This is a genomic window from Pseudomonas sp. WMBT8, assembly GCF_050916005.1.
Taxonomy (GTDB): domain Bacteria; phylum Pseudomonadota; class Gammaproteobacteria; order Pseudomonadales; family Pseudomonadaceae; genus Aquipseudomonas.
In genome coordinates, this window is sequence record NZ_CP188096.1 from 5,212,718 (window position 1) to 5,238,191 (window position 25,474).

28 protein-coding genes and 4 tRNA genes are annotated in these 25,474 nt (G+C 60.8%); 10 read left to right on the plus strand and 22 right to left on the minus strand.

What is annotated here, in order from left to right:
- Nucleotides 1-28: 28 nt before the first annotated feature.
- Nucleotides 29-1,435 (minus strand): O-antigen ligase family protein, encoded by a 1,407-nt coding sequence (locus ACO77H_RS23680; RefSeq protein ID WP_172312241.1) that lies wholly within the window; start codon nt 1,433-1,435, stop codon nt 29-31.
- A 63-nt stretch (nt 1,436-1,498) separates the two neighbouring features.
- Nucleotides 1,499-1,909: a pilin gene (locus ACO77H_RS23685; protein WP_170041950.1), complete on the minus strand. Its 411-nt coding sequence runs from the start codon at nt 1,907-1,909 to the stop codon at nt 1,499-1,501.
- A gap of 203 nt (nt 1,910-2,112) precedes the next feature.
- Between ACO77H_RS23685 and ACO77H_RS23690 the strand changes: the two genes are divergently transcribed.
- The 4 genes from ACO77H_RS23690 to yacG are packed head-to-tail and all read left to right on the plus strand — an operon-like array spanning nt 2,113 to nt 5,028.
- A complete protein-coding gene (locus ACO77H_RS23690) occupies nt 2,113-3,333 on the plus strand; it encodes a type II secretion system F family protein (protein WP_172312243.1) in 1,221 nt (406 codons plus the stop codon).
- Nucleotides 3,334-3,335: 2 nt separating this feature from the next.
- Nucleotides 3,336-4,208: a prepilin peptidase gene (locus ACO77H_RS23695; protein WP_432755783.1), complete on the plus strand. Its 873-nt coding sequence runs from the start codon at nt 3,336-3,338 to the stop codon at nt 4,206-4,208.
- Nucleotides 4,205-4,828: a dephospho-CoA kinase gene (gene coaE, locus ACO77H_RS23700; RefSeq protein ID WP_169951024.1), complete on the plus strand. Its 624-nt coding sequence runs from the start codon at nt 4,205-4,207 to the stop codon at nt 4,826-4,828. The genes ACO77H_RS23695 and coaE overlap by 4 nt, the downstream gene beginning before the upstream one ends.
- Nucleotides 4,825-5,028, plus strand: a complete 204-nt coding sequence (yacG, locus tag ACO77H_RS23705) for a DNA gyrase inhibitor YacG (RefSeq protein ID WP_092238375.1) — start codon at nt 4,825-4,827, stop codon at nt 5,026-5,028. Before coaE ends, yacG begins: the two co-directional genes overlap by 4 nt.
- On the opposite strand, the gene ACO77H_RS23710 is transcribed toward yacG, so the two are convergent.
- The 3 genes from ACO77H_RS23710 to ACO77H_RS23720 all read right to left on the minus strand — a co-directional run bounded on the left by ACO77H_RS23710 (nt 5,025) and on the right by ACO77H_RS23720 (nt 6,457).
- On the minus strand, nt 5,025-5,240 hold the full coding sequence (locus ACO77H_RS23710) for a hypothetical protein (RefSeq protein WP_057441062.1): 216 nt from the start codon (nt 5,238-5,240) through the stop codon (nt 5,025-5,027). The genes yacG and ACO77H_RS23710 overlap by 4 nt on opposite strands.
- A 63-nt stretch (nt 5,241-5,303) precedes the next feature.
- Nucleotides 5,304-5,993 (minus strand): energy-coupling factor ABC transporter permease, encoded by a 690-nt coding sequence (locus ACO77H_RS23715; protein ID WP_169951027.1) that lies wholly within the window; start codon nt 5,991-5,993, stop codon nt 5,304-5,306.
- On the minus strand, nt 5,990-6,457 hold the full coding sequence (locus ACO77H_RS23720; RefSeq protein WP_432754636.1) for an FAD/FMN-containing dehydrogenase: 468 nt from the start codon (nt 6,455-6,457) through the stop codon (nt 5,990-5,992). The genes ACO77H_RS23715 and ACO77H_RS23720 overlap by 4 nt, the downstream gene beginning before the upstream one ends.
- Before the next feature lie 102 nt (nt 6,458-6,559).
- Here ACO77H_RS23720 and ACO77H_RS23725 point away from each other — a divergent pair, with 102 nt between their 5' ends.
- Genes ACO77H_RS23725 through ACO77H_RS23735 form a run of 3 tightly spaced genes read left to right on the plus strand, consistent with a single transcriptional unit; the run spans nt 6,560 to nt 8,761 of the window.
- Entirely contained in the window at nt 6,560-7,189 is a 630-nt protein-coding gene (locus ACO77H_RS23725) for a DUF1780 domain-containing protein (protein ID WP_029292005.1), read from the plus strand.
- Between the two features lie 39 nt (nt 7,190-7,228).
- Nucleotides 7,229-7,402, plus strand: coding sequence for a DUF3094 family protein (locus ACO77H_RS23730; protein WP_169951032.1), 174 nt, complete (start codon nt 7,229-7,231; stop codon nt 7,400-7,402).
- Between the two features lie 60 nt (nt 7,403-7,462).
- Nucleotides 7,463-8,761 (plus strand): NAD(P)/FAD-dependent oxidoreductase, encoded by a 1,299-nt coding sequence (locus ACO77H_RS23735; protein WP_432754637.1) that lies wholly within the window; start codon nt 7,463-7,465, stop codon nt 8,759-8,761.
- Between the two features lie 131 nt (nt 8,762-8,892).
- Here ACO77H_RS23735 and ACO77H_RS23740 read toward each other — a convergent pair.
- From ACO77H_RS23740 to rluD, 7 genes are all read right to left on the minus strand, one after another.
- Nucleotides 8,893-8,969 (minus strand) — tRNA-Pro (locus ACO77H_RS23740).
- Nucleotides 8,970-9,065: 96 nt separating this feature from the next.
- Nucleotides 9,066-9,141: transfer RNA gene (locus ACO77H_RS23745), tRNA-Lys, on the minus strand.
- Nucleotides 9,142-9,146: 5 nt separating this feature from the next.
- Nucleotides 9,147-9,223, minus strand: a tRNA-Pro gene (locus ACO77H_RS23750).
- A gap of 9 nt (nt 9,224-9,232) precedes the next feature.
- Nucleotides 9,233-9,308 (minus strand) — tRNA-Asn (locus ACO77H_RS23755).
- A gap of 300 nt (nt 9,309-9,608) precedes the next feature.
- Nucleotides 9,609-12,173, minus strand: coding sequence for an ATP-dependent chaperone ClpB (gene clpB / locus ACO77H_RS23760; RefSeq protein WP_092230488.1), 2,565 nt, complete (start codon nt 12,171-12,173; stop codon nt 9,609-9,611).
- A 154-nt stretch (nt 12,174-12,327) separates the two neighbouring features.
- Entirely contained in the window at nt 12,328-13,053 is a 726-nt protein-coding gene (pgeF, locus tag ACO77H_RS23765) for a peptidoglycan editing factor PgeF (RefSeq protein WP_432754638.1), read from the minus strand.
- Nucleotides 13,050-14,012, minus strand: coding sequence for a 23S rRNA pseudouridine(1911/1915/1917) synthase RluD (rluD, locus tag ACO77H_RS23770; RefSeq protein ID WP_029292014.1), 963 nt, complete (start codon nt 14,010-14,012; stop codon nt 13,050-13,052). The genes pgeF and rluD overlap by 4 nt, the downstream gene beginning before the upstream one ends.
- Nucleotides 14,013-14,161: 149 nt before the next feature.
- Between rluD and ACO77H_RS23775 the strand changes: the two genes are divergently transcribed.
- Nucleotides 14,162-15,187, plus strand: a complete 1,026-nt coding sequence (locus ACO77H_RS23775) for an outer membrane protein assembly factor BamD (RefSeq protein ID WP_169951038.1) — start codon at nt 14,162-14,164, stop codon at nt 15,185-15,187.
- Nucleotides 15,188-15,314: 127 nt separating this feature from the next.
- Complete coding sequence (locus ACO77H_RS23780; protein ID WP_169951040.1) at nt 15,315-15,548, plus strand: PP0621 family protein; 234 nt, start codon at nt 15,315-15,317, stop codon at nt 15,546-15,548.
- Nucleotides 15,549-15,575: 27 nt separating this feature from the next.
- Here the strand turns inward: ACO77H_RS23780 and thiO are convergent, their stop codons facing one another.
- Genes thiO through pilV form a run of 5 tightly spaced genes read right to left on the minus strand, consistent with a single transcriptional unit; the run spans nt 15,576 to nt 18,859 of the window.
- Complete coding sequence (gene thiO / locus ACO77H_RS23785) at nt 15,576-16,673, minus strand: glycine oxidase ThiO (RefSeq protein ID WP_432754639.1); 1,098 nt, start codon at nt 16,671-16,673, stop codon at nt 15,576-15,578.
- 59 nt (nt 16,674-16,732) lie between these two features.
- The gene (locus ACO77H_RS23790) at nt 16,733-17,131 is read right to left on the minus strand and encodes a type IV pilin protein (RefSeq protein ID WP_169951045.1); all 399 of its coding nucleotides are present in this window, start codon (nt 17,129-17,131) and stop codon (nt 16,733-16,735) included.
- Between the two features lie 12 nt (nt 17,132-17,143).
- The gene (locus ACO77H_RS23795) at nt 17,144-17,635 is read right to left on the minus strand and encodes a pilus assembly PilX family protein (protein ID WP_432754640.1); all 492 of its coding nucleotides are present in this window, start codon (nt 17,633-17,635) and stop codon (nt 17,144-17,146) included.
- 34 nt (nt 17,636-17,669) lie between these two features.
- The gene (locus ACO77H_RS23800; protein WP_170041710.1) at nt 17,670-18,377 is read right to left on the minus strand and encodes a pilus assembly protein PilW; all 708 of its coding nucleotides are present in this window, start codon (nt 18,375-18,377) and stop codon (nt 17,670-17,672) included.
- Nucleotides 18,374-18,859, minus strand: coding sequence for a type IV pilus modification protein PilV (gene pilV / locus ACO77H_RS23805; protein WP_432755784.1), 486 nt, complete (start codon nt 18,857-18,859; stop codon nt 18,374-18,376). Before pilV ends, ACO77H_RS23800 begins: the two co-directional genes overlap by 4 nt.
- A gap of 192 nt (nt 18,860-19,051) precedes the next feature.
- On the opposite strand from pilV, the gene ACO77H_RS23810 reads away from it, so the two are divergent.
- Entirely contained in the window at nt 19,052-19,630 is a 579-nt protein-coding gene (locus ACO77H_RS23810) for a GspH/FimT family pseudopilin (RefSeq protein ID WP_169951051.1), read from the plus strand.
- Here ACO77H_RS23810 and ispH read toward each other — a convergent pair.
- From ispH to ribF, 5 genes are all read right to left on the minus strand, one after another.
- The gene (gene ispH, locus ACO77H_RS23815; protein WP_432754641.1) at nt 19,584-20,531 is read right to left on the minus strand and encodes a 4-hydroxy-3-methylbut-2-enyl diphosphate reductase; all 948 of its coding nucleotides are present in this window, start codon (nt 20,529-20,531) and stop codon (nt 19,584-19,586) included. The two genes, ACO77H_RS23810 and ispH, sit on opposite strands and share 47 nt — an antisense overlap.
- 121 nt (nt 20,532-20,652) lie before the next feature.
- A complete protein-coding gene (gene fkpB, locus ACO77H_RS23820; RefSeq protein WP_169951398.1) occupies nt 20,653-21,090 on the minus strand; it encodes an FKBP-type peptidyl-prolyl cis-trans isomerase in 438 nt (145 codons plus the stop codon).
- A 7-nt stretch (nt 21,091-21,097) separates the two neighbouring features.
- Nucleotides 21,098-21,607 (minus strand): signal peptidase II, encoded by a 510-nt coding sequence (gene lspA / locus ACO77H_RS23825; RefSeq protein WP_432754642.1) that lies wholly within the window; start codon nt 21,605-21,607, stop codon nt 21,098-21,100.
- Nucleotides 21,600-24,431, minus strand: a complete 2,832-nt coding sequence (ileS, locus tag ACO77H_RS23830; protein ID WP_170041708.1) for an isoleucine--tRNA ligase — start codon at nt 24,429-24,431, stop codon at nt 21,600-21,602. Before ileS ends, lspA begins: the two co-directional genes overlap by 8 nt.
- A gap of 13 nt (nt 24,432-24,444) precedes the next feature.
- Entirely contained in the window at nt 24,445-25,383 is a 939-nt protein-coding gene (gene ribF, locus ACO77H_RS23835; RefSeq protein WP_057441100.1) for a bifunctional riboflavin kinase/FAD synthetase, read from the minus strand.
- Nucleotides 25,384-25,474 lie beyond the last annotated feature (91 nt).

The following is a 25,474-nucleotide window of genomic DNA, read 5'->3' on the forward strand; positions in this document are numbered from 1 at the left end:
GCTAGCACTGCATTGGGCGCCCGGCAACTTACCGAATGTGCGGCGCAATGACTCCCTGGACCCAGAACCGTGGCTGCAGATGGCTTTTGGCAACGTCAATGTAGTGTTGGCTGCGCTCAGTGGCACCAGGCAAGTCGCGATACACGACAAATACCAGCCACACCACCGCGAGCACTGCCGACGCTTGCCAGGCCCGGTACAACAGCGGCATCGGCGCGACAACCGGCGTGCGCCACGGATGCAAGGCCATCAGCCAACCCACCACCAGCGCCAACCAGAGTTGCGAATAGGGCATCACAATCACCCCATCGACCATGGCCTGCACCGTCGCGCCCAGCAGCGCGGCAAATAGGCACAGGCGCAGCAGGTCTTGCGCGGACCCTGCCGCCCCTTGCCGATGAATGACCACCAACGTGGCCCAGCCGCCGCGCAACGCCAGCAGCGCCACACACAAGGCCGATGGCACGCCCCACTCACTGGCCCATTGCAGGATCGCCTGGTGCGGGTGGGCGGCAATCGGGTTAGGGATATCGGCAAAGTGCATCGGCCCGAAACCCAGCCACGGCCGTTCGCGGATCATGTCCCAGGCTTGCCACCAGATCACTTCACGGCCCGAAAGGCTGGTGGTGAGCCGGTCATTGGAAAGACTGGCAATTTCCAGCCCCAGGTAACGCGCCAGGACCGTGAACAACAACCAGTACAAAAACAGCCCGCCACACAGTGCAGCCAACTGCCAGGTCAACCAGCGGCGCCCCGCAGCCCCCAGGAAAGCCACGACGATTGCAGCCACGCCGATGCCCAGCCAGGTGCCACGGGTGCCGCCACTGATTGCAATCAACCACCAGGCACACAACAGGGCAAATACCAGCCCACGCGCCAACCGCGAGGTGCTCGCGAGCAACAGCGGCAATGCCAGCAAAGGCAAGGTAAATGTCTGGAACTGGCCGTAGAAGCGCTTGTTGGAGAACCCGGAAAGCAGGAGGTCAGTGTCCAGTGTCGGTGCGCCACTGGTAAACGCCAGCACGCCCGCGTACCCGTATTGCACAACCTTGATCAGGCACAGCAACAACACAAACAGGATCAGCACCTGATCCAGGGTTGGATCGCCATTGCGCCGCAACCGGGCAAAAGCTGCGGCAATCACCCCGCAGGTGATCATCAGCGCCCACTCGGTCAGCGCCCAGAGTGGCTGGTGGGCCAACGACGAAGAGATCAGGCCCAGGCCGAATACCAGCGCCAGGCCGATAGCGGTGGGCTTGTCGACCAGGCGCATGGCGGGAGTCACCAGGCAATAGAGCAACGCACAGACACCCACGCCGACCTGCATGACACGCTGCCAGTCATGGCCACTGAAGGACAGGGTAATACCCAGTAGCAAAAGGCTCAGCGCCAGCACCAGGAACACGCTTCCTCGCTGTTGCACGGATAACGTCATGGGCAACCTTTACTTGGGAGCCCGTCACGCCGGGCTCCTATCACTGATTAAGGCAGCCCGGCCTCAGTTGCCAGCCGCACACCCCTTTGCAACGTACTGCTCGTCAGCGCTGGTGGTGCACTTCCAACCCTCACTGGCACTGCGCGCCAGGGTAATGAGCTTGCCCTGGATCGGCGCAGGCGCATCAAGGATTTCGCAGGCAATCGAGCCCGTCCCCGCAGCCACATCACCCACCACGCTGATCACGCAGTTGGCGGTCGGGCTGGTGCCACCGATCAGCGCCAGCGTGGGCACCGTGCCTTGGTTGAAGGTGTCTTCGAAGCCCGCCTTCAACGCCGAGATTTCCGCCAGCCCAGCCGTGAACTTGGCCTTGGCCTGGTGCTTGGTGTACATGGGCAGGCCAATGGTGGCCAAGATGCCGATGATCGCCACGACGATCAACAACTCGATCAAAGTAAAGCCGTTCTGACGCATCACACTCACTCTCCAGAATAAAACCCCATCGCAAGGCACGTCCTGCGCCCTGCCCTCAACAACCGCGCCAGTGTACTCATCCGCGCCGGGCAAGGCCCTCACAAGACGCACAATCTGACATTTTCCCCTTGTCCAATAGCCTGACGGACACAGAGGCCTGACTAAGCTGTAGATCGTCACCTGCCGATGAGCTGTCGCCGCCAATGAATGATGTCACCGCGAACCCCGCCACCACCTACGCCTGGGAAGGCACGTTGCGCAATGGCCGCAAGGTCTCTGGCGAAACCCGTGGTCATAGCCCCGCCGTGATCAAGGCCCAATTACGCCGGCAAGGTATCAACCCGCTTCGGGTACAGATGCGCTCCAGCCTCCTTTCGGGCCTGGGCAACCCCATCACCCCGGCCGATATTGCGCTGTTCACTCGCCAACTGGCCACTCTGCTGAGGGCGGGAATCCCCCTGCTGCAAGCCTTCGACATGATTGGCGAAGGCTTTGACAGCCGCGCCATGCGCACGATGGTCCAGGGATTGAAGCAGGAGATTGCCGCAGGCAACAGCCTGACCGGCGCATTATTGAAACAGCCGCAGTGTTTCACCCCACTGTATTGCAGCCTGATCGCGGCCGGCGAACAGGCTGGCACCCTGGAAACCCTTCTGGAACGAGTAGCCACCCACCTGGAAAAGAGCCAACGCCTCAAGGCCCGGATCAGGAAGGCCATGACCTATCCACTGGTGGTCCTGCTCGTGGCGGCGCTGGTCAGCAGCATCTTGCTGATCCACGTCGTACCCCAATTCGAAAGCCTGTTCGCCGGCATCGACACACCGCTGCCGCGCTTTACCCAACTGGTTATCCTGCTGTCCGAATTCATGCAGAGCGCATGGTGGATGCTGTTGCTGGCCGTGGCCGCGACTGCCTGGGGGATACGCCGTGGCTACCGTCGACACAACGGCTTGCGCCTGTGGCTGGACACTGGTTTGTTGAAACTGCCGTTGGCAGGCACACTGCTGAAAAAAACCGCTGTCGCCCGCTACGCTCGCACACTCGCCACTACCTTCGCCGCCGGCGTGCCGCTGGCACAGGCGTTGGATTCAGTGGCCGCAGCCACCGGCAACGAGCGGTTCACCCAGGCAATCACGCGCATGCGCCAGGACGTGGCAATAGGAATGCAATTGAATCAATCCATGAGCGCCAGCGGCCTGTTCCCTGGCATGGCGATCCAGATGACAGCCATCGGCGAAGAGTCGGGCACGCTGGACAGCATGCTGGAGAAGGTCGCCGAGCATTATGAAACGGACGTCGACAACCTGGTGGACAACCTGACCAGCCTGATGGAGCCGCTGATCATGGTGGTGCTCGGCAGCATTGTCGGGGCGCTGGTGATCGCCATGTACCTACCGATCTTCCAGCTTGGCACGGCGTTTTGAACATTTCCCTGGAGCAACTCCTGATCCTCCACCCCTGGCTGTTCGTCTGGGCTGCACTGGTGCTGGGACTGATCGTTGGCAGCTTCCTCAACGTGCTGGTCTGGCGCCTGCCGAAAATGCTCGAGCGGGACTGGCGCGCCCAGGCCCATGAAATACTCGGCCTGCCCCCGGAGCCCAGCGGCCCGACCTATAACCTGCTGCACCCCAACTCGTGCTGCCCACACTGCTCCCAGCCGATTCGCCCGTGGGAAAATGTTCCGGTGCTCAGTTATCTGCTGCTCAGGGGACGTTGCGCGCAATGCCACGCCTGCATCAACCCACGCTACCCGCTGACCGAACTGGCCTGCGGGCTGCTCTCGGCATTTATTGCCTGGCACTACGGCTTCGGCTGGCCGGCCGCGGGAGTGCTGTTCTTGAGTTGGGGCCTGCTGGCTATGAGCCTTATCGACGCCGATCACCAACTGCTGCCGGATGTGCTGGTGCTGCCACTGCTGTGGCTGGGGTTGATCCTCAATTATTTCGAGTTGTACGTGACCCTGCCCGATGCCCTGTTGGGCGCGGTTGCCGGTTACTTGAGCCTGTGGTCGGTGTTCTGGCTGTTCAAGCTGTGCACTGGCAAGGACGGCATGGGCTATGGCGACTTCAAGCTACTGGCCCTGCTCGGCGCCTGGGGTGGCTGGCAGATCCTGCCGCTGACGCTGCTGCTGGCATCGCTGGTGGGCGCGATAGCAGGGGTGATTCTGTTGCGCATGCGTAACGCGCAGACATCGGTGCCCCTACCGTTTGGTCCCTATCTGGCGATTGCCGGCTGGATTGCATTGCTCTGGGGTGGTCAAATAACCGACTTCTATTTGCAGTCTGTCGGTTTCAGATGACCACTTCTGTCGCAACACCCTGGATTCTTGGCTTGACGGGCGGTATCGGCAGCGGCAAAAGCGCTGCCGCCCAGCACTTTATCGACCTTGGCGTAGACCTTATCGACGCCGACCATGCCTCGCGCTGGGTGGTGGAGCCCGGTCGGCCGGCGTTGGCAAAGATTGCCGAGCACTTTGGCAGCGCAATCCTGCTGCCCGATGGCCAGTTGGATCGCGCTGCCTTGCGCAAGCGTATTTTCGAGGCGCCGCAAGAACGCCTGTGGCTTGAGGCCCTGCTGCACCCACTGATTGCCGACGAGATCCGCAGCCATCTGGCCCGCGCCCGCTCGCCCTATGCGATCCTGGTGTCGCCGTTGTTGATCGAGTCGGGCCAGCACACCATGACCCAGCGCATCCTGGTGATCGATGTGCCGCAATCAACACAGATTCAGCGTACCCTGCTGCGCGATGGCATCAGCGAAGGACAGGTGCAGGCAATTCTCAAGGCCCAGGCCTCACGGGAAGATCGCCTGCGCCATGCCGACGATGTACTGGTCAATGACCAGGACCTGGCCTGGCTACAGGCCGAGGTCGAGCGACTGCACCACTTTTACCTTACTTTGCGTGGAGGCCGAACATGAGCCAACCCTTGACCGTCGAATGCCCAACCTGCGGCGCCCCCGTGGAATGGAAAGCGACCAACCTCAACCGGCCATTCTGCTCGGATCGCTGCAAACTGATCGACCTGGGTGCCTGGGCCTCAGAGGAACACAAGATTCCGGTCAGCCCGGACGCCGAAGACGAACTGTTCTCCGAAGACCTGCCACCGCGCGCCCACTAAGGCCGCATAAAGCCGTAGTCCTGTTGGTCGTCGAGGTTTTCCGCTAAAAACTGCAACTCGTCGGCCAGGTCTTCGGCACTACGCACGCCCTTGCTCTGCTGCACCACTGCACTGAGCAAGGCGCGCAGGCTCAAGCCCGGGTCAAAACCGATTTCCTGTGCCGCATCCTGGCTTCTGCGCAACTCCTGCCGTGCCCACTCGTACACACTCATGATCGTGCTCCTGGAAGTTTCGCAGAGCATGCGACCACTTTTGCGTCACGCCTTTGATTTGGATCAAGGGCGTGAATTGTCATCTTTCCAGGGCGCCGAGAGGTAGCGCGTGCGGTTGAAAGTCTCAAGCCATTCCGGGCAAAACACCACCAGCGCACTGATCACCATGCCGTTGATAAACGCTTCGGGAAAGATGATCAGCCACAGGTAACCGATGAAGTCCTCGATCCACTCGGGCATGGCAAAGCGCCCGTCCAGCCACAACAGGCCCAGGCCGGCCAACAGGCACAGCAACGCCGACAATGCGGCGGCAAAAAAGCCGGAACAGAAGATATACACGAAGGGATTGCGCGGCTGCGCCCGTTCCACCAGCAACGCGCACGTCTCAGTCACCAATACCGGCAAGAGGACCAGCAGCGCGCCGTTGACCCCGACTGCCGCCAAGTCCTGGCGCCCGAGCAGCACCAGGCCCAGTTGCGCCGCGAGCCCGCCGACGATTGCCAATGGCCAGTCGAGCAGCAGGGTCACGGCGGTCATGCCGATAAAGTGGTAGGACACCCCGGTGTCGAAGTCCCGGCGCACCAACCACAGCATGAACAGCGCGAACACCGTGCCAAATAACAGGTGCTGACGCCGCCGGTCGGCAAACAGTTCGACCCAGGACGAGCGCAGGATCGCCCATACAATCACCGGCGCATACAGCAGCCAGCCCAGCCACAGGGTGTGCGGTGCCAGCACGGCGGCGCTGATCACGGCTGCACCTGCTCCAGGGCGTGGCGCAGTTCGGCGGCAGAGGCGTACTCATGGCGCGCCACCAGCTTGCCGTCTTCCAGTTGCAGCCACAGCACTTTATCCACAGGTGCCGGATAGCGCGGAGCGATCCGCGCATCACGATCGAGCATCACCCGGTAGTTGTAGGCCTGCATCGCCGGGACCGCAAAGAGCTTGGCGATCAGCCTCGGCATGCGCTGGATATCGGCGACAAACACCCCATGGCGCGCCTCCAGATACCCCTTGGGCTGGCCCTGCAATGCCGTATCCACCAGTTTGGCCGCGTCCATGCTGCGCGCCACCAGTAGGACCTGCGCCTGGTTATCCAGGGTGTAGGCCTGGTCGAATTGATCGAGCAGGGTCCACGGCGCCAACCGCTCCCCGAGTTCAACCGCCTGGGCCCACAGGGGCAGAACGCTCAGAAATACCGCAAGCAAAAACCTCACCGCAAACTCCTTGTGCAAAACCGTCAACCGAACCGCCAGTCTACACCGAGCCTTTTCACACGGGACTTCCTGCGGTCATCATTTGAACGCTAAGCTGGAACCATGGATGACTCAGATTATTTGCGCCTGCTCACCATAGCGGCCGAACAAGCCAACGCGTTCCTGTCCAATGCCCGCAAATGGGAGCGTGAGCGTTGGGTCTGCCAGCGCCTGCTGCAAGGCCTGAATGTGCCCTACCGCGCCGAAGAGTTTCATGCCGCGGGTCAAGAACCGCCCGATGTGCTGTTTCGCGATGCCAGTTTCGAGGTGTTTTTTGTCCTCGACGAAGGCCGGCGCCTGAATGACGAATGGCGCGACGAACTGCTGCGCCGGCGCAGTGCCTTTTCCCTGAGCCAATTGGTGCGGCGCGAGGCCAAGCCCAGGCGCATTCCCGCCCATGAATTCCTCCTGCGCCTGGCGCCGACCCTGCGCAAGAAAGCCCATAACTACAAAGAGCGCGGCATGGACCTGGGCGAGCTGGATATCATCGCCTTCGCCAGCCTCAAGCGCGAAGTGCTGGACCTCAACAGCCATTTCCCGCCGCCCACCGAGTACCTGCGCCAGGGCTGGCGCTCGCTGTCATTGGTCGGTCCGACCTTTGCGCGGGTGCTGTTCGCCCATCCGGACGCGCCGGATTTCTTGCGCAACAACCTGGGGCGCAGCATAGTGTTCGATGTGGGTATCAGCCTGTAACGTGGTGCCCTTCTGCAACATCTACCTGACGAGGCCTTTATGACCAGCCGCCTGAACCCTGACGACCAACAACATGTCGAAGAGTACCTGCAACTGTCCCAGCACCAGGTTGAGCGCAAGCCTTTCCGGCCGTGGCTGCTCCTTGGGGTGGTACTGGTTGTGGTGATTGGCCTGGGCATTCTGAGCCGTCTTTTGAGTTACCTGACGCTATGAGCTGCCTGGCGCTCGCTCGGGTAACTGCACCGATTTCTTTTAGCCTTGCGAGATACCCCCATGACCCATCGTATTATTATCGTCGGCGGCGGCGCCGGCGGCCTGGAGTTGGCTACCCGCCTGGGTAAGACTCTGGGCAAGCGCGGTACCGCCAGCATTACGCTGGTCGATACCAACCTGACCCATATCTGGAAGCCCCTGCTGCACGAGGTGGCGGCCGGCTCGCTGAACTCTTCTGAAGACGAACTCAATTATGTTGCCCAGGCAAAATGGAACCACTTCGAGTTCCAGCTAGGGCGCATGAGCGGGCTCGATCGTGAACAGAAGAAAATCCAACTGGCCGCAACCCTTGATGAAGAAGGCCGCGAGCTGGTGCCTGCACGCGTGCTGGGGTATGACACCCTGGTGATTGCCGTCGGCAGCACCACCAATGACTTCGGCACCGAAGGCGCGGCACAGCACTGCCTGTTCCTCGATACCCGCAAGCAGGCCGAACGTTTCCATCAGCAATTGCTCAACCACTACCTGCGCGCCCATGCCGGGCAAACCGATGTGGTGGAACAAATCAGCGTGGCAATCGTTGGCGCTGGCGCTACCGGCGTCGAACTGGCCGCCGAACTGCACAACGCCGCCCATGAACTGGCGGCCTATGGCCTGGACCGGATCAAGCCGGAAAACATGCACATCACCCTGATCGAAGCCGGCCCTCGGGTATTGCCAGCCCTGCCAGAGCGGATTAGCGGGCCTGTGCATAAAACCCTGGAAAAGCTTGGCGTGACGGTCATGACCAACTCGGCCGTGAGCGAAGTCACTGCCGACAGCCTGATTACCAGCAGCGGCCAAGTGATCCCCGCCAGCCTCAAGGTGTGGGCCGCCGGGATTCGCGCGCCAGGGTTCCTCAAGGACATCGACGGCCTGGAGACCAACCGCATCAACCAATTGCAGGTGCTGCCAACCCTGCAGACCACCCGTGACGAGAATATCTTCGCCTTCGGTGACTGCGCCGCCTGCCCGCAGCCAGGCACCGACCGCAACGTTCCACCACGGGCGCAAGCAGCCCACCAGCAGGCGTCACTGCTGGCCAAGTCCCTGAAATTGCGCATCGAAGGCAAGGCACTGCCCAGCTACAAGTACACCGACTATGGCTCCCTGATCTCGCTGTCGCGTTTTTCGGCTGTGGGTAACTTGATGGGCAACCTGACCGGCAGTGTGATGCTCGAAGGCTGGCTGGCGCGGATGTTTTATGTGTCGCTGTACCGCATGCACCAGATGGCGTTGTACGGGTTCTTCCGCACGATGATGTTGATGCTGGGCAGCAAGATTGGCCGAGGCACCGAGCCGCGGCTCAAGCTCCACTAACAACACGGCCCAGTGTGGGGCTGCTCAATGTGGGAGGGGGCTTGCCTCTTCCCACATTTGATCGAGGTAACTTCAGCTTTTGCACAGGCAAAAAAAAATCCCCGTATCTTTCGATACGAGGATTTTTAATATGGTCGGGGTAAGGGGATTCGAACTCCTGACATCCTGCTCCCAAAGCAGGCGCGCTACCGGACTGCGCTATACCCCGGTAAAAAAAAGGCGACCTTTTCAAGTCGCCTTCTTCGATCAGGACTTTTGGCCTCTGATCTTAAGATTCGATTCCAGCGTTAACTGGTCTCAAAAATGGTGGGTCGTGTGGGATTCGAACCTACGACCAATTGGTTAAAAGCCAACTGCTCTACCAACTGAGCTAACGACCCAAAAATGGTCGGGGTAAGGGGATTCGAACTCCTGACATCCTGCTCCCAAAGCAGGCGCGCTACCGGACTGCGCTATACCCCGGTTTGAAATTGGCTCCGTGACCAGGACTCGAACCTGGGACCCAATGATTAACAGTCATTTGCTCTACCGACTGAGCTATCACGGAACTACATATTTCAAAGTACTACGATGCTGCTTACTACCTTCTCTTCGACCCGTCCGTATCGCTACGTTCGTGTGTCTGAGGCGCGCTATTCTACAATCTTAAAAACCCCTGTCAACCCTTTAAATTGCTTTTAAGACAATGATTTGCGCTTCTTTCTGATTTCTCCTTGGGGAGAAGAAACCCGTGGGCTGACGTTGCTGCGGGGCGCACTTTACAAGCCTTTGCCTTACAGTTCAACGCCCTATCGAAAAAAAAGGCCCCGCAATGCGGGGCCTCTGCTTATAACCACCAGTTGCAGGCTTAGTGGAAGACGATTTCGTCGTTTTCCACGGTGGCCTTGACGCTGGTCCCCGGCATAAAGCTGCCCGAGAGGATCAGTTGCGCCAGCGGGTTCTCGATCCAGCGCTGGATCGCACGTTTCAAAGGCCGTGCGCCATACACCGGGTCGTAGCCAACCGCGATCAACTTGTCCAAGGCCTCGCTGCTCAGTTCCAGCATCAGCTCGCGCTCTGCCAGACGGCTGCGCAGGCGACCCAGTTGGATCTCGGTAATGCCAGCGATCTGATCCCGCGCCAAAGGCTCGAAGATCACCACTTCGTCGACCCGGTTGATAAATTCCGGGCGGAAGTGGCTGGTCAGCGCGTCCATTACCGCAGCACGCTGGCCTTCACGATCCCCGACCATCTCCTGGATCTGTACCGAGCCCAGGTTGGAGGTCATCACGATCACCGTATTACGGAAGTCCACGGTACGCCCGTGGCTGTCTGTCAGCCGGCCATCTTCCAGCACTTGCAGCAACACGTTGAACACATCCGGGTGGGCCTTCTCGACCTCATCCAGAAGGATCACCGAGTAAGGCTTGCGCCGTACCGCTTCGGTCAGGTAGCCGCCTTCCTCGTAGCCCACATAGCCTGGTGGCGCTCCGATCAAACGAGCCACGGAGTGTTTCTCCATGAACTCGGACATATCAATACGCACCATCGCCTCTTCAGTATCAAAGAGGAACTCGGCCAGGGCCTTGCACAGCTCGGTCTTGCCCACACCGGTCGGGCCGAGGAACATGAACGAGCCACTCGGGCGATTCGGGTCGGACAAACCGGCCCGTGAACGCCGCACCGCATTGGACACTGCCACCACGGCCTCTTCCTGGCCAATCACGCGCTGGTGCAACAGGCTTTCCATACGCAACAGTTTGTCACGCTCGCCTTCCAGCATCTTCGACACCGGAATGCCGGTCCACTTGGACACAACCTCGGCAATTTCTTCCTCGGTCACCTTGCTGCGCAGCAACTGGTTTTCGCTGTGGCCATGCTGGTCGACCATTTGCAGGCTGCGTTCCAGATCCGGGATCACCCCGTACTGCAACTCGGCCATGCGGTTCAGGTCGCCTTTACGGCGGGCAGCTTCCAGTTCCTGGCGCGACTGCTCTATTTTTTGCTGGATCTGTGCGGAACCCTGTACTTCGGCTTTTTCCGAGGTCCAGATTTCTTCCAGGTCCGAATACTCGCGCTCCAGGCGGACGATTTCTTCCTGGAGTTTTTCCAGGCGTTTCTTCGCCGCGTCATCGTCCTCTTTTTTCAGCGCCTGGGATTCCACTTTCAGTTGAATCAGGCGGCGCTCCAAGCGGTCCAGCACCTCAGGCTTGGAGTCGATCTCCATGCGAATCCGGCTGGCCGCTTCGTCGATCAGGTCAATGGCCTTGTCCGGCAGCTGACGATCAGTGATATAGCGATGGCTCAACTTGGCCGCCGCGATGATCGCACCGTCAGTGATTGCCACGCGGTGGTGGACCTCATAACGCTCTTTCAGGCCACGCAGGATCGCGATGGTGTCTTCTTCGCTCGGTTCTTCCACCAGGACTTTCTGGAAGCGACGCTCAAGGGCCGCGTCCTTTTCAATGTACTGGCGGTATTCGTTGAGCGTGGTCGCCCCCACACAATGCAACTCACCCCGGGCCAGTGCTGGCTTGAGCATGTTGCCTGCGTCCATCGAGCCTTCGCCTTTACCAGCGCCGACCATGGTGTGCAGTTCGTCGATAAACAGAATGATCTGCCCTTCCTGCTTCGACAGCTCGTTAAGCAGGGATTTGAGGCGTTCTTCGAACTCGCCACGGAACTTGGCACCGGCGATCAACGCCCCCATGTCCAGGGACAGCAAGCGCTTGCCCTTGAGGCCGTCCGGCACCTCACCATTAATGATGCGCTGGGCCAGGCCTTCGGCGATGGCAGTTTTACCCACCCCAGGTTCACCGATCAGCACCGGGTTGTTCTTGGTACGACGCTGCAGGACCTGGATGGTGCGACGAATCTCGTCATCACGCCCGATCACCGGATCCAGCTTGCCGTCTTCGGCGCGCTTGGTCAGGTCGACGGTGTATTTGTCCAGGGCCTGGCGTGACTCCTCATGATTGGGGTCATTCACCGCCTCGCCGCCGCGCAGGTTGTTGATGGCATTTTCCAGGGCCTTTTTGCTCACGCCCTGGCCCAGCAACAACTTGCCGAGCTTGCTGTTGTCATCCATGGCGGCGAGCAACACCAGTTCGCTGGAGATGAACTGGTCACCCTTCTGCTGGGCCAGGCGATCTGCCTGGTTGAGCAGGCGCGCCAAATCCTGGGACATATTCACGTCGCCCGTCGGATTCTGGATTTTCGGCAGTTGGTCGAGCTCTTTGCTCAACTCTTTGCGCAGGCTGTTGACGTCGAAGCCCACCTGCATCAACAGGGGCTTGATAGAACCACCCTGCTGTTCGAGGAGTGCCTGCATCAAGTGCGCGGGCTCGATGGCCGGATGGTCGAGGCCAACCGCCAGGGATTGGGAATCCGATAACGCCAATTGTAATTTGCTGGTTAAACGATCAATACGCATTAGTCACCTTCCTTTTGAGCAGGCCGGAGCTATGTGCGAGCGAGCTTGCCCGCGATTAACGCATCCTGAATGAAGAAACCTGCCAGATACCCCTATAGATGGGGTGGATTCTGGAAGATTCAAGCCGGCACTGCTTGATATGGATCAGCAGAGTCTAGCGTTCGAGCCAGATCAGGGAGGCAAATCGACCGGTGCGCGGGCTGCGCCGGTAAGAAAAGAAGCGCGGATCGGTCACGGTGCACAAGCCGCCACCGTAGACGGCGGTGATTCCACGCGCAGCCAGGCGCAGGCGCGCCAACTGGTAGATGTCGGCCAGGAACTTGCCGGGGTTGTGGCTGGGAACGAAGGCCTGCGCGGTTTGCGGGTGTTGCTGCATAAACGCTTCACGCACTTCAGGGCCGACTTCAAAGGCCTTGGGGCCAATCGCCGGGCCCAACCACACCAGTACGTCGGTCGGCACAGCCCCCAGGCTGTCGGCGGCAGCTTCCAGTACACCCGCCGCCAGGCCACGCCAGCCGGCATGGGCCGCAGCAACCCGGGTACCGGCCTTGTTGCAAAACAGGGCCGGCAGGCAATCGGCGGTCATCGCCGTGCAGGCGACGCCCGGCGTCTCGGTCCAACTGCCATCAGCCTCGGCAATCTGTCCCGGGTCGGCCTTAACCACGACCACGCCATGCACCTGGCGCAGCCAGGCGGGCTGGATATCGAACGCGGCAGTGAGGCGACGACGATTTTCAAGCACAGCTACAGGGCTGTCCTCGACGTGATCACCTAGGTTGAGGCTGTCGAACGGCGCCAGACTGACGCCGCCCGCACGGGTGGTGACGCAGGCTTTCACCCCGGCCGGCGCAGGCCAGTCAGGAATCAGCCAGTCATTCATCCGACAAAGGCCTCGCGGTCCTGCTTGAGCAACGACAGCAACCAGACAAAGTCGTCGGGCAGTGGCGATTCCCAGCTCATCCGCTCACCGCTCGTCGGATGATCCAGTTCCAGGAAGCGTGCATGCAGCGCCTGGCGCGGGAACGACTTCAATGACTCAACCATGGTCACGCTGGCGGCCGGCGGAATACGGAAGCGACCACCGTAGGCCGGATCGCCGACCAACGGGAAGTTGATATGCGCCATATGTACCCGGATCTGGTGGGTACGGCCGGTTTCCAGCTTGACCCGCACATGGGTGTGTGAACGGAAGCGCTCCAGCACGCGATAGTGGCTGACGGCCTGCTTGCCGCCCTCCATCACCGCCATGCGCTGGCGCTGCTGGCCGTGACGACCGATAGGCGCGTTGATCTTGCCACCGGCCACGACCACACCAATCACGATGCACTCATAGATGCGGCTGACACTGCGACTCTGCAATTGTGTGACCAACTGCGTCTGCGCCTGGATGGTCTTGGCCACTACCATCAGACCGGTGGTGTCCTTGTCCAGGCGGTGGACGATGCCGCAGCGCGGGACATTGATGATGTCCGGCACATGGTGCAACAAGGCATTGAGCAAGGTGCCATCAGCGTGCCCGGCCGCCGGGTGAACCACCAGGCCTGCGGGTTTGTTGATCACGAGGATGTCGTCGTCTTCATAGACGATATCCAGCTCGATGTCCTGGGCGATCCATTCTCCCTGGGCTTCCTGCTCGGCAGTCAGCTCAAGAACCGAACCGCCATGAACTATGTCTCGCGGGCGGATAACCGCTCCATCCACAGTCAGGCGGCCGTCTTTGATCCAGGCGGAAAGGCGCGAGCGCGAGTGCTCAGCGAATAGTTGTGCGGCGACTTGATCGAGGCGTTGGCCGCCCAATTCGGACGGCACCTCTGCGCGAAGTTCAATTTTATCGGACATGCTCAGACTAGGCGAGGCACAGCCTTTGGTTTCGGCTGCGCGCTTGTGGTTAAATACGGCGTCTTTTGCCCCGAGGCTTTCATCGGGGCGCTCATCATAACAGGACGGCCCCGCCCAAGACAGCGGCCGTCATAGGGACGCAAGCCGCCATGCAAGTGAAACACCTGCTGCTGATCGCCATCCTCGCCATGACTGCTGCTTGCTCGTCAACAAAGGACGTCGTCGACGAAAACCTCAGTGAAGTCGAGCTGTACCAGCAGGCTCAGGCCGACCTGGACAACAATAGCTACACAAGCGCCACGGCCAAGCTCAAGGCCTTGGAGTCGCGCTATCCGTTTGGCCGCTATGCCGACCAGGCCCAGCTCGAACTGATCTATGCGAACTACAAGAACGCCGAGCCGGAAGCTGCCAAGTCCGCTGCCGAGCGTTTTATCCGCCTGCACCCGCAGCATCCGAACGTGGACTACGCCTACTACCTCAAGGGCCTGACCTCGTTTGACCAGGACGTTGGCCTGCTGGCGCGCTTCCTGCCGCTGGACATGACCAAGCGTGACCCAGGTGCTGCGCGCGACTCCTATAACGAGTTCGCCCAACTGACCAGCCGCTTCCCCAACAGCCGCTACGCGCCGGACGCCAAGCAGCGCATGATCTACCTGCGCAACCTGCTGGCTTCCTACGAAATCCACGTAGCCCACTACTACCTGACGCGCCAGGCTTATGTTGCTGCCGCCAACCGCGGTCGCTATGTAGTGGAAAACTTCCAGGAAACCCCTTCCGTGGGTGATGGCCTGGCAGTGATGACCGAGGCTTACCAGCGCCTGCACCTCGACACCCTGGCGGCTACCAGCCTGGAAACCCTGAAACTCAACTACCCGGACCACCCTAGCCTGCAAGACGGCCAGTTTGTGCCGCAGGTTGCCGAAGCGGACAACCGCTCGTGGTTGAGCAAGTACACCCTGGGCCTGATCGAGTCCCGTCCACCGTTGCCGCCGGGCGAAACCCGCGCCAACCAGGACATCCTCAAGCAGTACCAGGACGCCAAGGACGCCATTCCGTCCGAGCTCAAGCCGCACGACGAGAACGGCGACGTGATCGAGGAAGAAGCACCAGAGGCCCTGGGCAACAACCAGGATCGCTCGTGGTTCAGCTACATGACGTTCGGTGTCTTTGACTGAAAACCAGTCTGGCAGCGCAAGAAGGAGCCCCTCGGGGCTCCTTTTTTTATGGCGCGACTTTATTACCCTGTGCGCCGCTAACATCCCTGGCTAAACTGCAGGATTCCCTGTCGAGAAGCTGCCTGCCATGGTTCGTTTACTGTTCTGGATTGCCCTGATTGCTGCTGCGGTATGGTTCTGGCGCAAATTCAAGCGCCCCGCTTCGACCCAGCAACAGCCCGGCGAACAAAGTGCCGCGCCCATGGTTCGCTGTGCGCACTGCGGCGTGCATCTGCCTCAAGACCGGGCATTGAGCCAACGCCAGGACTGGTACTGCACCCAGGCGCACCTGGAGCAGGGACCGAAATCTATCGAGCGCTGAGTACTCTGGAACGGTAGGAGCCCCGGTTTATATTCGACCAGTGGGCGCATAAGGGGCCGGGTCGATCACCGGCTCATGCCCCAGCAGCAAGTCAGCAAACAACTGGCAAGACGCAGGCGCCAATACCAGCCCGTTGCGGTAATGCCCACAGTTGAGCCACAACCCTTCAAACCCTGGCACCTTGCCTATATAGGGGATGCCCTCGGGCGAACCAGGCCGCAAACCCGCCCAATGCCCCACCACCTCGGCATCCACCAGGGCAGGAATCAGTTCCACAGCCGAGGCTTTGAGGCTGTCCAGAGCCGATTTGGTCGGTGTCTTGTCGAAGCCTTCATGCTCCAGCGTACTGCCAATCAGGATATGTCCGTCCCGGCGGGGAATCGCATAGCGCCCCTTCGCCAGGACCATGCAGGACAGAAAGTCCGAAGCACACTTGTACAAAATCATCTGGCCCTTGACCGGCTCCACCGGCAGCGTCAGCCCCAGGCTACCCAGCAATTCACCACTCCAGGCACCGGCGGCAAGCACGACCTGATCACCCCGCACCTCACCGTGCGCCGTATTGACCCCAACGATGCTGCCGCCCTCCTGGATAAACCCCTGTACCGCGCAATGTTCATGGAGGGTCACGCCAGGCAACGCCAACAGTGCAGCCTTGAGGGATTTGACCAGGCGTGGATTACGCACGTTGGCCACATCTGCCATATAAATAGCCTGTGCAAACCCCGGTCCCAACACTGGAACCGCGTCACGGGCGGCCGACACATCCACCTTGCTCAAGGGCCGGCCTTCCCGCGCAGCCCAGGCCAGGGCGTCGGTCTCATCATCGAGGTCCAGCCAATACAGACCAGTGGTATGAACCTCGGGATCCACGCCGGTGGCCGCAAACAGGCGCTGGGCCAATTGCGGGTAAAAATCCTGGGACCAATGGGCCAGCGCCGTGACGGCCGGGCTGTAGCGCCATGGGTATAACGGCGAAACAATCCCGCCTCCGGCCCAGGAAGACTCCTGGCCGACCGACGAACGGTCAAGCACGGCAACCGCCACCCCCTGAGTTGCCAGGTTGAACGCCGTCAACAACCCGATAACACCACCACCCACAACCACGACTTGCTGCTTAGTCATTGTTCGATCCAGCCGATAAAAAGAAAGGAGCGCCGCTGGCGCCCCGTCGCCCACCCGCCTCATCGCCCCCAGCACTCTTGACGCGTAGTGCCGGGCACTGCGCCGGGATTGGTCCGCGCGCCCGTGCTGGTCAAACTGAACACACCACAAGGATCACCCAGCATCGCGCCGGCAAAAGGCGTCGCGATCAAGGTGAAGTCCTGCGGGTCCAGTATCACGGTGATTCTATAGCGATCATTGCCGGTACTGACGCCGCTTGCATCAATAAAAGTGCCATTTCTCACGTGATAGCGCTCAAGGTGCTGAGCTTGCTCCGTGAGCAGCCCGACGATTTCTGTGCGATAGGCCTTTTTCACCTGGGCGGTATACACCGGATAAGTCACCGCGACCAATGTGCCGATGATCGCCAGTGCAATCAGTAACTCTAACAAGGTGAATCCTTTGCAGTTGCCGCTCATCGTGATGTTCACCTACTGAAGTTGTCGCCAGAGAATTCGTCGAAATCGCCCATCGGCCTCCGGGTCTACCCGCGCATAGACGCTCTCCAGAACCGTGCGCAACTGGCCGCTGATCCCCACTGCAGTGACCCGATACAAGGTCGCCGGGGTATCGGGCGGCAAATGTGCCAACCCGACAGCGGGCCCCAGGTTTTGAATGCCATAGACGCCTCCCTGTATGCCGACCCAGGTGATAGCCGAAATTGGATCGACGCCCGGCTGGCTGATGGCATATGCCTCGTTAGGCGGTGCGCAGGTAACTTGGGACTGGCAGGGCGGCAAACCAAATCCGTGTGCTTGCACTGCCGACTCACCGAGCCGGAGCCCACTTTCGGCGGTTTGAAACGATTGGTTGCGATGCCTGAGGCTGCCGGCGAGCTGTTCCTGCGACGTAGAGCCCTGCATCGATGACAGACCGAGAACCGTCAACAACAGCAGCAATACCAGGCTGATCAACAGCACCACGCCGCGCTGCCTGGGAGCCGTGATCCGCCACCCGCTATTCAAGGCGATTACGCACGGCGGCGACGGCGCTGTAGACCTGGTCCCGCACACGGCCTGCCGGGTCGCGAAGCGTCAATAGCACGCGCACACTGCGGATCAGCGATTCGTCGCCAGGATGGCTGTCATACCGGTTTACAACACTGGAGCCAGGCTGGCTGGCCATCCCGAAACTCAACTCGAACGCCCCTACGTTATCCACCAGCACCGCCTTGGCCGGCGTTGCTGGCGTGCTGAGTTTTAGCTGCCCCGACTCAAAGGTGTAGGTCAGTTTGCGCACGGGAAAGGCGATCTGCCCGGGCCCCGGCTTGGGCGGCACATCCGAATAAGCCTGGGCGTTGTCGACACAATTGCTGAGCACAGTCCAGTCAGGCCGACTGCCTTGGCCACCAACATCGCCGGTGACCAGTGTCAGGCTGGTCGAGGCACCATTGACCACCACGCTGACCGGCCTGGAAAAATCAGCAGGCGCCTGAGCTATCAGAGGCAGGGACAGGCACCCGAACATCCCCGCCAGGCGAATCTCCTGGATCATCTTGCCCAGGATGAATCGCCCGTCATCCTGCAACAATGCTGACGCGTGCTGGCTGGCGGCGCTGCTTCGGGCGGCCAGGGTTACCTGGACGGCCGCCAGGACCACGAGCAACCCCAGGGCCGCCGCCAGCAATGCTTCGACCAGGCCCAAACCCAGGCTGGAGCGCCTCATCGCACAGGCCTCGGATCGACAGCGACGCGACTGGTCAGGGTAAATGTTTCACGGGTATTGCTGGCCTTGGCCGCACGGGAGTCATCCCAACTGATGCTGATGGTCACCTCACGCTGATTGATCGCAATCGAACCTTTGGCGGAATCGCCGGCAAGGTGGCTGATATTGGCCTCGAAGTCATGCAAGTCCTGGTCGCGGACACTCGCGGCCAAGGTGCTGGCAGGCGAGATATCGTCGCTTCCCCAGGAATAGTCGGCACCAGCGTTGGCGCGGATCCGGTCGAGCATGTCGTAGGCGATGAAACTCACCTGGCTGATCATCCTGGAACTGTCGGTGTATTTGAGCGCATTCAGCTGGATCAGCCCGGCCCCCAGCAGGCCAACACCGAGAATCAGCAGCGAGACGAGCACTTCGATCAGGCTCATGCCGGCCTGTCGGGCGGTAGCAGGGGGGGCACAAGAGGTTGCCGGGCAGGTTCGCATAGCCATCGTCATCCTTGTCGAAGGTCATCAAAACGACCGAGAGAGCCGTGTGTTGCCCAAGACTAGCGCCGCTCCCGTAACCGCGCTGCCTCTCGGAATAAAGGGAAATACTTTGGACAGAAAGGCCATCACCGCCCTGCCCGCAGTGCCGCTATAACTAGTTCAGCCACACGGTCCATGGAGGGACGAGGTATGAAACAACGAGGTTTTACATTGATCGAACTGCTGCTCGGCTTGATCGTCAGCGGCATCCTGGCGCAATTGGCGGTACCCGGCTTCAAGAGCCTGCTGGACTCACAAACGCGACTGAGCGCCGCACAAACGCTAGCGTCCGGCCTGCGCTACGCGCGCACCCAAGCCATTGCACGTAATCGAACGGTGATCATCCATGCGCTGGATGATGACTGGAGCCGAGGCTGGAGAGTGGTGGTGGACATGAATGGGCGCGGTCATCTGGACGACGACAATCCGGTCCTGCTGGAGCGCCAGGACAATGGGCGGATCCCGATCGTGGGCAATACCCCGGTGCGCACGCAAATTCGTTTCAGCGGATTGGGCGAACCCCTGCTGTCCGCGGGAGGGTTTCGCGCCGGCACTGTGCATGTGTGCTCAACGGACCAGCCGCTGAGCCTGCATCAGGTAGTGTTGGCGCCCACCGGCCGGATCAGCCTGCGCAGCGACAAGGCCGAGCAGGCCTTGTGCCGCGGGTACGACGAGTTGGGGCTCAGAGCAGCGAACGAACCCGCAGCTCCTTGGGCATGGAAAAAGTGATGTTTTCTTCACGTCCTGCCAGCTCGTCGGCGCCTGTCGCACCCCACGCCTGCAACTGCTGGATCACGCCGCGCACCAGGACTTCCGGCGCCGAGGCGCCCGCCGTGATACCGATGCGCTCTACACCGTCGAACCAACTGCGCTTCAGGTCTTCGGCGCCATCGATCAGGTACGCCGGGGTGGCCATGCGCTCGGCCAACTCGCGCAGGCGGTTGGAGTTGGAACTGTTGGGGCTACCCACAACCAGCACCACGTCGCACTCGTCGGCCAGTTGCTTGACGGCATCCTGGCGGTTTTGCGTGGCGTAGCAGATATCGTCCTTGCGTGGCCCACCAATGGCGGGGAAACGGGTACGCAGGGCGTCGATGACACGACTGGTGTCATCCATAGACAAGGTAGTCTGGGTCACGAATGCCAACTTCTCAGGGTTATGCACTTGCAACTCGGCGACGTCTTTTTCGTCTTCCACCAGGTAGATCGCGCCGCCGTTACTGGCGTCGTACTGGCCCATGGTGCCTTCGACTTCGGGGTGGCCGGCATGGCCGATCAGGATGCACTCACGGCCGTCGCGGCTGTAGCGCGCCACTTCGATATGCACCTTGGTTACCAGCGGGCAGGTTGCGTCGAAGACTTTCAGGCCGCGGCCTGCTGCTTCGGTGCGCACGGCCTGGGAAACGCCATGGGCGCTGAAGATGACGATAACGTCATCCGGCACCTGATCCAGTTCTTCGACAAAAATCGCGCCACGGGCCCGCAGGTCTTCGACCACGAACTTGTTGTGCACCACTTCATGGCGCACGTAGATCGGCGGCCCGAAGACTTCCAGGGCGCGATTGACGATTTCGATCGCCCGGTCCACCCCGGCGCAGAAGCCACGGGGGTTGGCGAGTTTGATTTGCATGCTGTGCCTCGTGTCTTTGTGGGAGCTGGCTTGCTGGCGATGGCAACGCCTCGGAGTAACGGGTAGACCGAGGTGATGCTATCGCCGGCAAGCCGGCTCCTACAGGAACCGGTTTCGTCAGTTAGAGCGCTTTAACGTCGATGATTTCAACATCAAAGGTCAAGGTCTTGCCGGCCAACGGGTGGTTGAAGTCGATGGTCACCTGAGTGTCATCGAAGGTTTTGACCACGCCGGGCAGTTCGGTATTCGCCGCATCGTTGAAGATCACCAGCAAGCCTTCCGACAGCTCCATGTCCTGGAACTGCGAACGCGGGATGACCTGTACGTTTTGCGGGTTGGGCTGGCCAAAGGCGTTTTCCGGCGGGATCTGCAGGTTGCGCTTGTCGCCGGCCTTGAAGCCGAACAATGCCGCCTCGAAACCCGGCAGCAGGTTGCCGTCGCCGACCTTGAAGGTCGCCGGGGCCTTGTCGAAGGTGCTGTCGACCGTGTCGCCGTTCTCCAGGCGCAATGCAAAATGCAAGGTGACTTCCGTGTTCTGGCCAATGCGTTGTTCGGCCAATACTTGTTCAGTCATTTACAGCTTCTCCGGGTTTGTTGCCCTTGAACATATCCAGCGCCAGCATGATTGCGCCAACGCAGATGGCGCTGTCGGCAAAGTTGAACGCCGGGAAGTAATGGCGGTTCTGCCAATGCACCAGAATGAAGTCGATCACATGGCCCAGGGCAATGCGGTCGTACAGATTGCCCAGCGCACCGCCCAACACCAGCGCCAATGCGATAGCCAGCCAGGTATCGTTGCGGCCCAGGCGCTTGAGCCAGACCACCAGCACCACACTGACCACCACGGCGATCAGGGCGAACAACCAGCGCTGCCAGCCACCACCGTCAGCGAGGAAGCTGAAGGCGGCGCCGGTGTTATAGGCCAGGGTCCAGCTGAAGTAGTCAGGAATCACCACGATCTGCTGGAACATTTCCAGAGTGCCCTCGAAGTGAGCCTTGCTGACCTGGTCGATGACCAGGACCAGCAAGCTCAGTACGAGCCAACCCAGACGTCCGAACCGGCTGGATTTAGGCATAGTGGCGAACCTCGCCAGCACCGCTGATGTTGTCGACGCAACGACCGCAGATTTCCGGATGCTCCGGGTTCACGCCGACGTCTTCACGGCAGTGCCAGCAACGGGCGCACTTGGCGAACGCCGACTTGACCACCTTGAGCTTGAGGCCCGGTACTTCGGTTGCGACCGCATCAGCCGGGGCCTGGGCGAATGGCGCCAGGCTGGCAGTGGAGGTAATCAGCACGAAGCGCAGCTCGTTGCTCAACTTGCCCAGGTCGGCGGTCAGGCCTTCCTCGGCAAACAGGGTGACTTCGGCCTGCAGGTTGCCACCGACGGCCTTGGCCGCACGCTGGACTTCCAGTTCCTTGTTCACCGCGACCTTGACGGCCATCACGCCTTCCCAGTACTCGCGACCCAGTTCGAAGTCGGCCGGCAATTCGGTCAGGCCTTCGTACCAGGTGTTGAGCATCACGGACTCGTTACGCTCGCCCGGCAGGTATTCCCACAGTTCGTCGGCGGTGAAGGCCAGGATCGGCGCGATCCAGCGCACCAGCGCTTCAGAGATGTGGTACAGCGCGGTCTGTGCCGAACGGCGGGCCTTGCTGTTGGCGCCAGTGGTGTACTGGCGGTCCTTGATGATGTCGAGGTAGAAGCCACCCAGCTCCTGCACGCAGAAGTTGTGGATCTTCGAGTAGACATTCCAGAAACGGTATTCGCCGTAGTGTTCCTGCAACTCGCGCTGCAGCAACAGGGTACGGTCCACGGCCCAACGGTCCAGGGCGAGCATTTCGTCGGCCGGCAGGATGTCGGTAGCCGGGTTGAAGCCGGTCAGGTTCGACAGCATGAAGCGTGCGGTATTACGGATTCGACGGTAGGCATCGGCGCTGCGCTGCAGGATCTGCTCCGAAACGGCCATCTCACCCGAATAGTCGGTCGAAGCCACCCACAGGCGCATGATATCGGCGCCCAGGGTGTCGTTGACCTTCTGCGGCGCGATCACGTTGCCCAGGGACTTGGACATCTTGCGACCGTTCTCGTCGACGGTGAAGCCGTGGGTCAGCAGTTCACGGTACGGAGCGTGATCGTCGATGGCGCAACCAGTCAGCAGGGACGAGTGGAACCAGCCACGGTGTTGGTCCGAGCCTTCCAGGTACAGGTCGGCGCGCGGGCCGGTCTCGTGACCCATCAGGTGCGAGCCGCGCAGCACGTGCCAGTGGGTAGTGCCCGAGTCGAACCACACGTCGAGGGTGTCGCTGATCTTGTCGTACAGCGGCGCTTCGTCACCGAGCAACTCGGCAGCGTCCAACTTGAACCAGGCCTCGATGCCTTCCTGTTCAACGCGCTGGGCCACCACTTCCATCAGTTCGACGGTACGTGGGTGCAGCTCGCCGCTTTCCTTGTTCAGGAAGAACGGAATCGGCACGCCCCAGTTGCGCTGGCGGGAGATGCACCAGTCCGGACGATTGGCGATCATCGAGTGCAGGCGCGCCTGGCCCCAGGCCGGGACGAACTTGGTGTCTTCGATGGCTTTGATCGCACGCTTGCGCAGGGTTTCGCCAGCCACAGGCTCTTTGTCCATGCCGATGAACCACTGCGCGGTGGCGCGGTAGATCAACGGGGTCTTGTGGCGCCAGCAGTGCATGTAGCTGTGCTTGATGGTTTCGGTGTGCAGCAGCGCCCCGACTTCTGACAGTTTGTCGATGATCGGCTGGTTGGCCTTGAAGATGAACTGGCCGCCGAAGAACTCCAGCGACGGCGCGTACACGCCATTGCTCTGCACCGGGTTGAGGATCTCATCGTTGACCATGCCATAGGCCTTGCAGGTCACGAAGTCGTCCACGCCGTAGGCCGGTGCGGAGTGAACCACGCCAGTACCCGAGCCCAGCTCGACGTAGTCAGCCAGGTATACCGGCGACAGGCGGTCGTAGAACGGGTGACGGAAATTGATCAGTTCCAGCGCGGAGCCGGTGGTGGTGGCGATCACCGCACCTTGCAGCTCGTAGCGGGCCAGGCAGGCCTCGACCATTTCCTCGGCCAGTACCAGCAGGCGATCACCAACGTCCACCAGGGCGTAGGTGAATTCCGGATGCACGTTCAGCGCCTGGTTGGCCGGGATGGTCCACGGGGTGGTGGTCCAGATCACGATGGCGGCAGGCTTGGCCAGGCTTGCCAGGCCAAAGGCCTCGGCCAGCTTGGTATCGTCGGCGATCGGGAACGCGACGTCGATGGTCGAGGACTTCTTGTCTTCGTATTCGACTTCCGCTTCGGCCAGGGCCGAGCCACAGTCAAAGCACCAGTTCACGGGCTTGAGGCCCTTGAACACGAAGCCGCCCTTGACGATCTCGGCCAAGGCACGGATTTCCCCGGCCTCGTTCTTGAAGTTCATGGTCTTGTACGGGTTGTCCCAGTCGCCCAGCACACCCAGGCGAATGAATTCGGACTTCTGCCCTTCGATCTGCTCGGTGGCGTAGGCACGGCACAGTTCGCGGGTCTTGTCGGCGCCCAGGTTCTTGCCGTAGGTCACTTCGACCTTGTGTTCGATCGGCAGGCCGTGGCAGTCCCAACCCGGGACATAAGGTGCGTCGAAGCCCGCCAGGGTTTTCGAGCGGATGATCATGTCCTTGAGAATCTTGTTCAGCGCATGACCGATGTGAATCGTGCCGTTGGCATAAGGAGGGCCGTCGTGCAGGACGAACTTCGGACGATCCTTGCCAATCTCGCGCAACTTTCCGTACAGGCCAATACTGTCCCAGCGCTGCAGGATCTGCGGTTCGCGCTGTGGCAGGCCGGCCTTCATTGGGAAGGCGGTGTCCGGAAGGTTTAGCGTGGCTTTATAGTCGGTCATTTAAGGCTCTTCATTAGCGATGGGCGCTAGGTGCGGCTAGTGCACGGGCGGCGGCGACATCCGCATTGATCGCCGTTTTCAGCGCCTCCAGGGAGGCGAATCGCTGCTCTTCACGCAGCTTTTGGTGGAAAACCACCGTCAAACGCCGGTCATATAAATCCCCGGCAAAATCCAAAAGGTGAACTTCCAGGTGGGCCTTGCCATCACCTGCAACCGTTGGCCTGACGCCTATATTGGCGACTCCGGGCCACGGTTGGCCGTCGATATCGACACTCACCAGGTACACCCCGGTCAGTGGCACGCGACGGCGCTTGAGCTGCACGTTGGCGGTTGGCGTGCCCAGTTGGCGCGCCAGCTTCTGGCCGTGCAGGACCCGCCCGGCAATCCGGAACGGGCGACCGAGCAAACGCTCGGCCAAGGCGAAGTCGGCAGCGGCCAGGGCATTTCGCACCTGAGTACTGCTCACGCGCAGGCCGTCCAGTTCGACGGTTTGCGCGGCTTCGACAGTAAAACCCTGAGTCACGCCGGCCTGTTGCAGGAAATCGAAATCCCCTACCCGGTCGCAACCGAAGCGGAAGTCGTCGCCGACCTCCAGGTGCTGCACGCCCAGGCCATCGACGAGGATGCGGTCAACGAACTCCGTGGCGCTGAGGCTGCGCAAACGCTGGTTGAACGCCAGGCACAGCACCCGGTCCACACCCTCTTCAGCCAACAGCTGCAGTTTGTCCCGCAGGCGAGCCAAACGGGCCGGGGCCGTCTCGGGGGTGAAAAATTCACGGGGCTGCGGCTCGAAAATCACCACGCAGCTGGGCACGCCCAACTCGACTGCGCGCTCGCGCAGCCGCGCCAGGATAGCCTGGTGGCCACGGTGAACACCGTCAAAGTTGCCAATAGTGGCGACGCACCCCCGATGCTCGGGGCGCAGGTTGTGGAGACCTCGAACCAGCTGCATAACGCGCTTCTTGCTCATAAAGTGGTCGATTATAACCACACCCAGCCCTGGGCGACAGGCAACAGCGCAGGCCAAATGATTCGAATCGAAA

What these genes read in the sequence shown, in the direction of transcription:
- ACO77H_RS23790 (WP_169951045.1), bottom strand. Translation starts at nt 17,131, where the DNA reads ATGAGCGGCAACTGCAAAGGATTCACCTTGTTAGAGTTACTGATTGCA.
- thiO (WP_432754639.1), bottom strand. Translation starts at nt 16,673, where the DNA reads ATGACTAAGCAGCAAGTCGTGGTTGTGGGTGGTGGTGTTATCGGGTTG.
- ACO77H_RS23800 (WP_170041710.1), bottom strand. Translation starts at nt 18,377, where the DNA reads ATGAGGCGCTCCAGCCTGGGTTTGGGCCTGGTCGAAGCATTGCTGGCG.
- ACO77H_RS23725 (WP_029292005.1), top strand. Translation starts at nt 6,560, where the DNA reads ATGGATGACTCAGATTATTTGCGCCTGCTCACCATAGCGGCCGAACAA.
- yacG (WP_092238375.1), top strand. Translation starts at nt 4,825, where the DNA reads ATGAGCCAACCCTTGACCGTCGAATGCCCAACCTGCGGCGCCCCCGTG.
- ACO77H_RS23680 (WP_172312241.1), bottom strand. Translation starts at nt 1,435, where the DNA reads ATGACGTTATCCGTGCAACAGCGAGGAAGCGTGTTCCTGGTGCTGGCG.
- ribF (WP_057441100.1), bottom strand. Translation starts at nt 25,383, where the DNA reads ATGCAGCTGGTTCGAGGTCTCCACAACCTGCGCCCCGAGCATCGGGGG.
- rluD (WP_029292014.1), bottom strand. Translation starts at nt 14,012, where the DNA reads ATGTCCGATAAAATTGAACTTCGCGCAGAGGTGCCGTCCGAATTGGGC.
- ACO77H_RS23775 (WP_169951038.1), top strand. Translation starts at nt 14,162, where the DNA reads ATGCAAGTGAAACACCTGCTGCTGATCGCCATCCTCGCCATGACTGCT.
- ispH (WP_432754641.1), bottom strand. Translation starts at nt 20,531, where the DNA reads ATGCAAATCAAACTCGCCAACCCCCGTGGCTTCTGCGCCGGGGTGGAC.
- pilV (WP_432755784.1), bottom strand. Translation starts at nt 18,859, where the DNA reads ATGCGAACCTGCCCGGCAACCTCTTGTGCCCCCCCTGCTACCGCCCGA.
- ACO77H_RS23685 (WP_170041950.1), bottom strand. Translation starts at nt 1,909, where the DNA reads ATGCGTCAGAACGGCTTTACTTTGATCGAGTTGTTGATCGTCGTGGCG.
- coaE (WP_169951024.1), top strand. Translation starts at nt 4,205, where the DNA reads ATGACCACTTCTGTCGCAACACCCTGGATTCTTGGCTTGACGGGCGGT.
- lspA (WP_432754642.1), bottom strand. Translation starts at nt 21,607, where the DNA reads ATGCCTAAATCCAGCCGGTTCGGACGTCTGGGTTGGCTCGTACTGAGC.
- clpB (WP_092230488.1), bottom strand. Translation starts at nt 12,173, where the DNA reads ATGCGTATTGATCGTTTAACCAGCAAATTACAATTGGCGTTATCGGAT.
- ACO77H_RS23735 (WP_432754637.1), top strand. Translation starts at nt 7,463, where the DNA reads ATGACCCATCGTATTATTATCGTCGGCGGCGGCGCCGGCGGCCTGGAG.
- ileS (WP_170041708.1), bottom strand. Translation starts at nt 24,431, where the DNA reads ATGACCGACTATAAAGCCACGCTAAACCTTCCGGACACCGCCTTCCCA.
- pgeF (WP_432754638.1), bottom strand. Translation starts at nt 13,053, where the DNA reads ATGAATGACTGGCTGATTCCTGACTGGCCTGCGCCGGCCGGGGTGAAA.
- ACO77H_RS23780 (WP_169951040.1), top strand. Translation starts at nt 15,315, where the DNA reads ATGGTTCGTTTACTGTTCTGGATTGCCCTGATTGCTGCTGCGGTATGG.
- ACO77H_RS23710 (WP_057441062.1), bottom strand. Translation starts at nt 5,240, where the DNA reads ATGAGTGTGTACGAGTGGGCACGGCAGGAGTTGCGCAGAAGCCAGGAT.
- ACO77H_RS23690 (WP_172312243.1), top strand. Translation starts at nt 2,113, where the DNA reads ATGAATGATGTCACCGCGAACCCCGCCACCACCTACGCCTGGGAAGGC.
- ACO77H_RS23810 (WP_169951051.1), top strand. Translation starts at nt 19,052, where the DNA reads ATGAAACAACGAGGTTTTACATTGATCGAACTGCTGCTCGGCTTGATC.
- ACO77H_RS23730 (WP_169951032.1), top strand. Translation starts at nt 7,229, where the DNA reads ATGACCAGCCGCCTGAACCCTGACGACCAACAACATGTCGAAGAGTAC.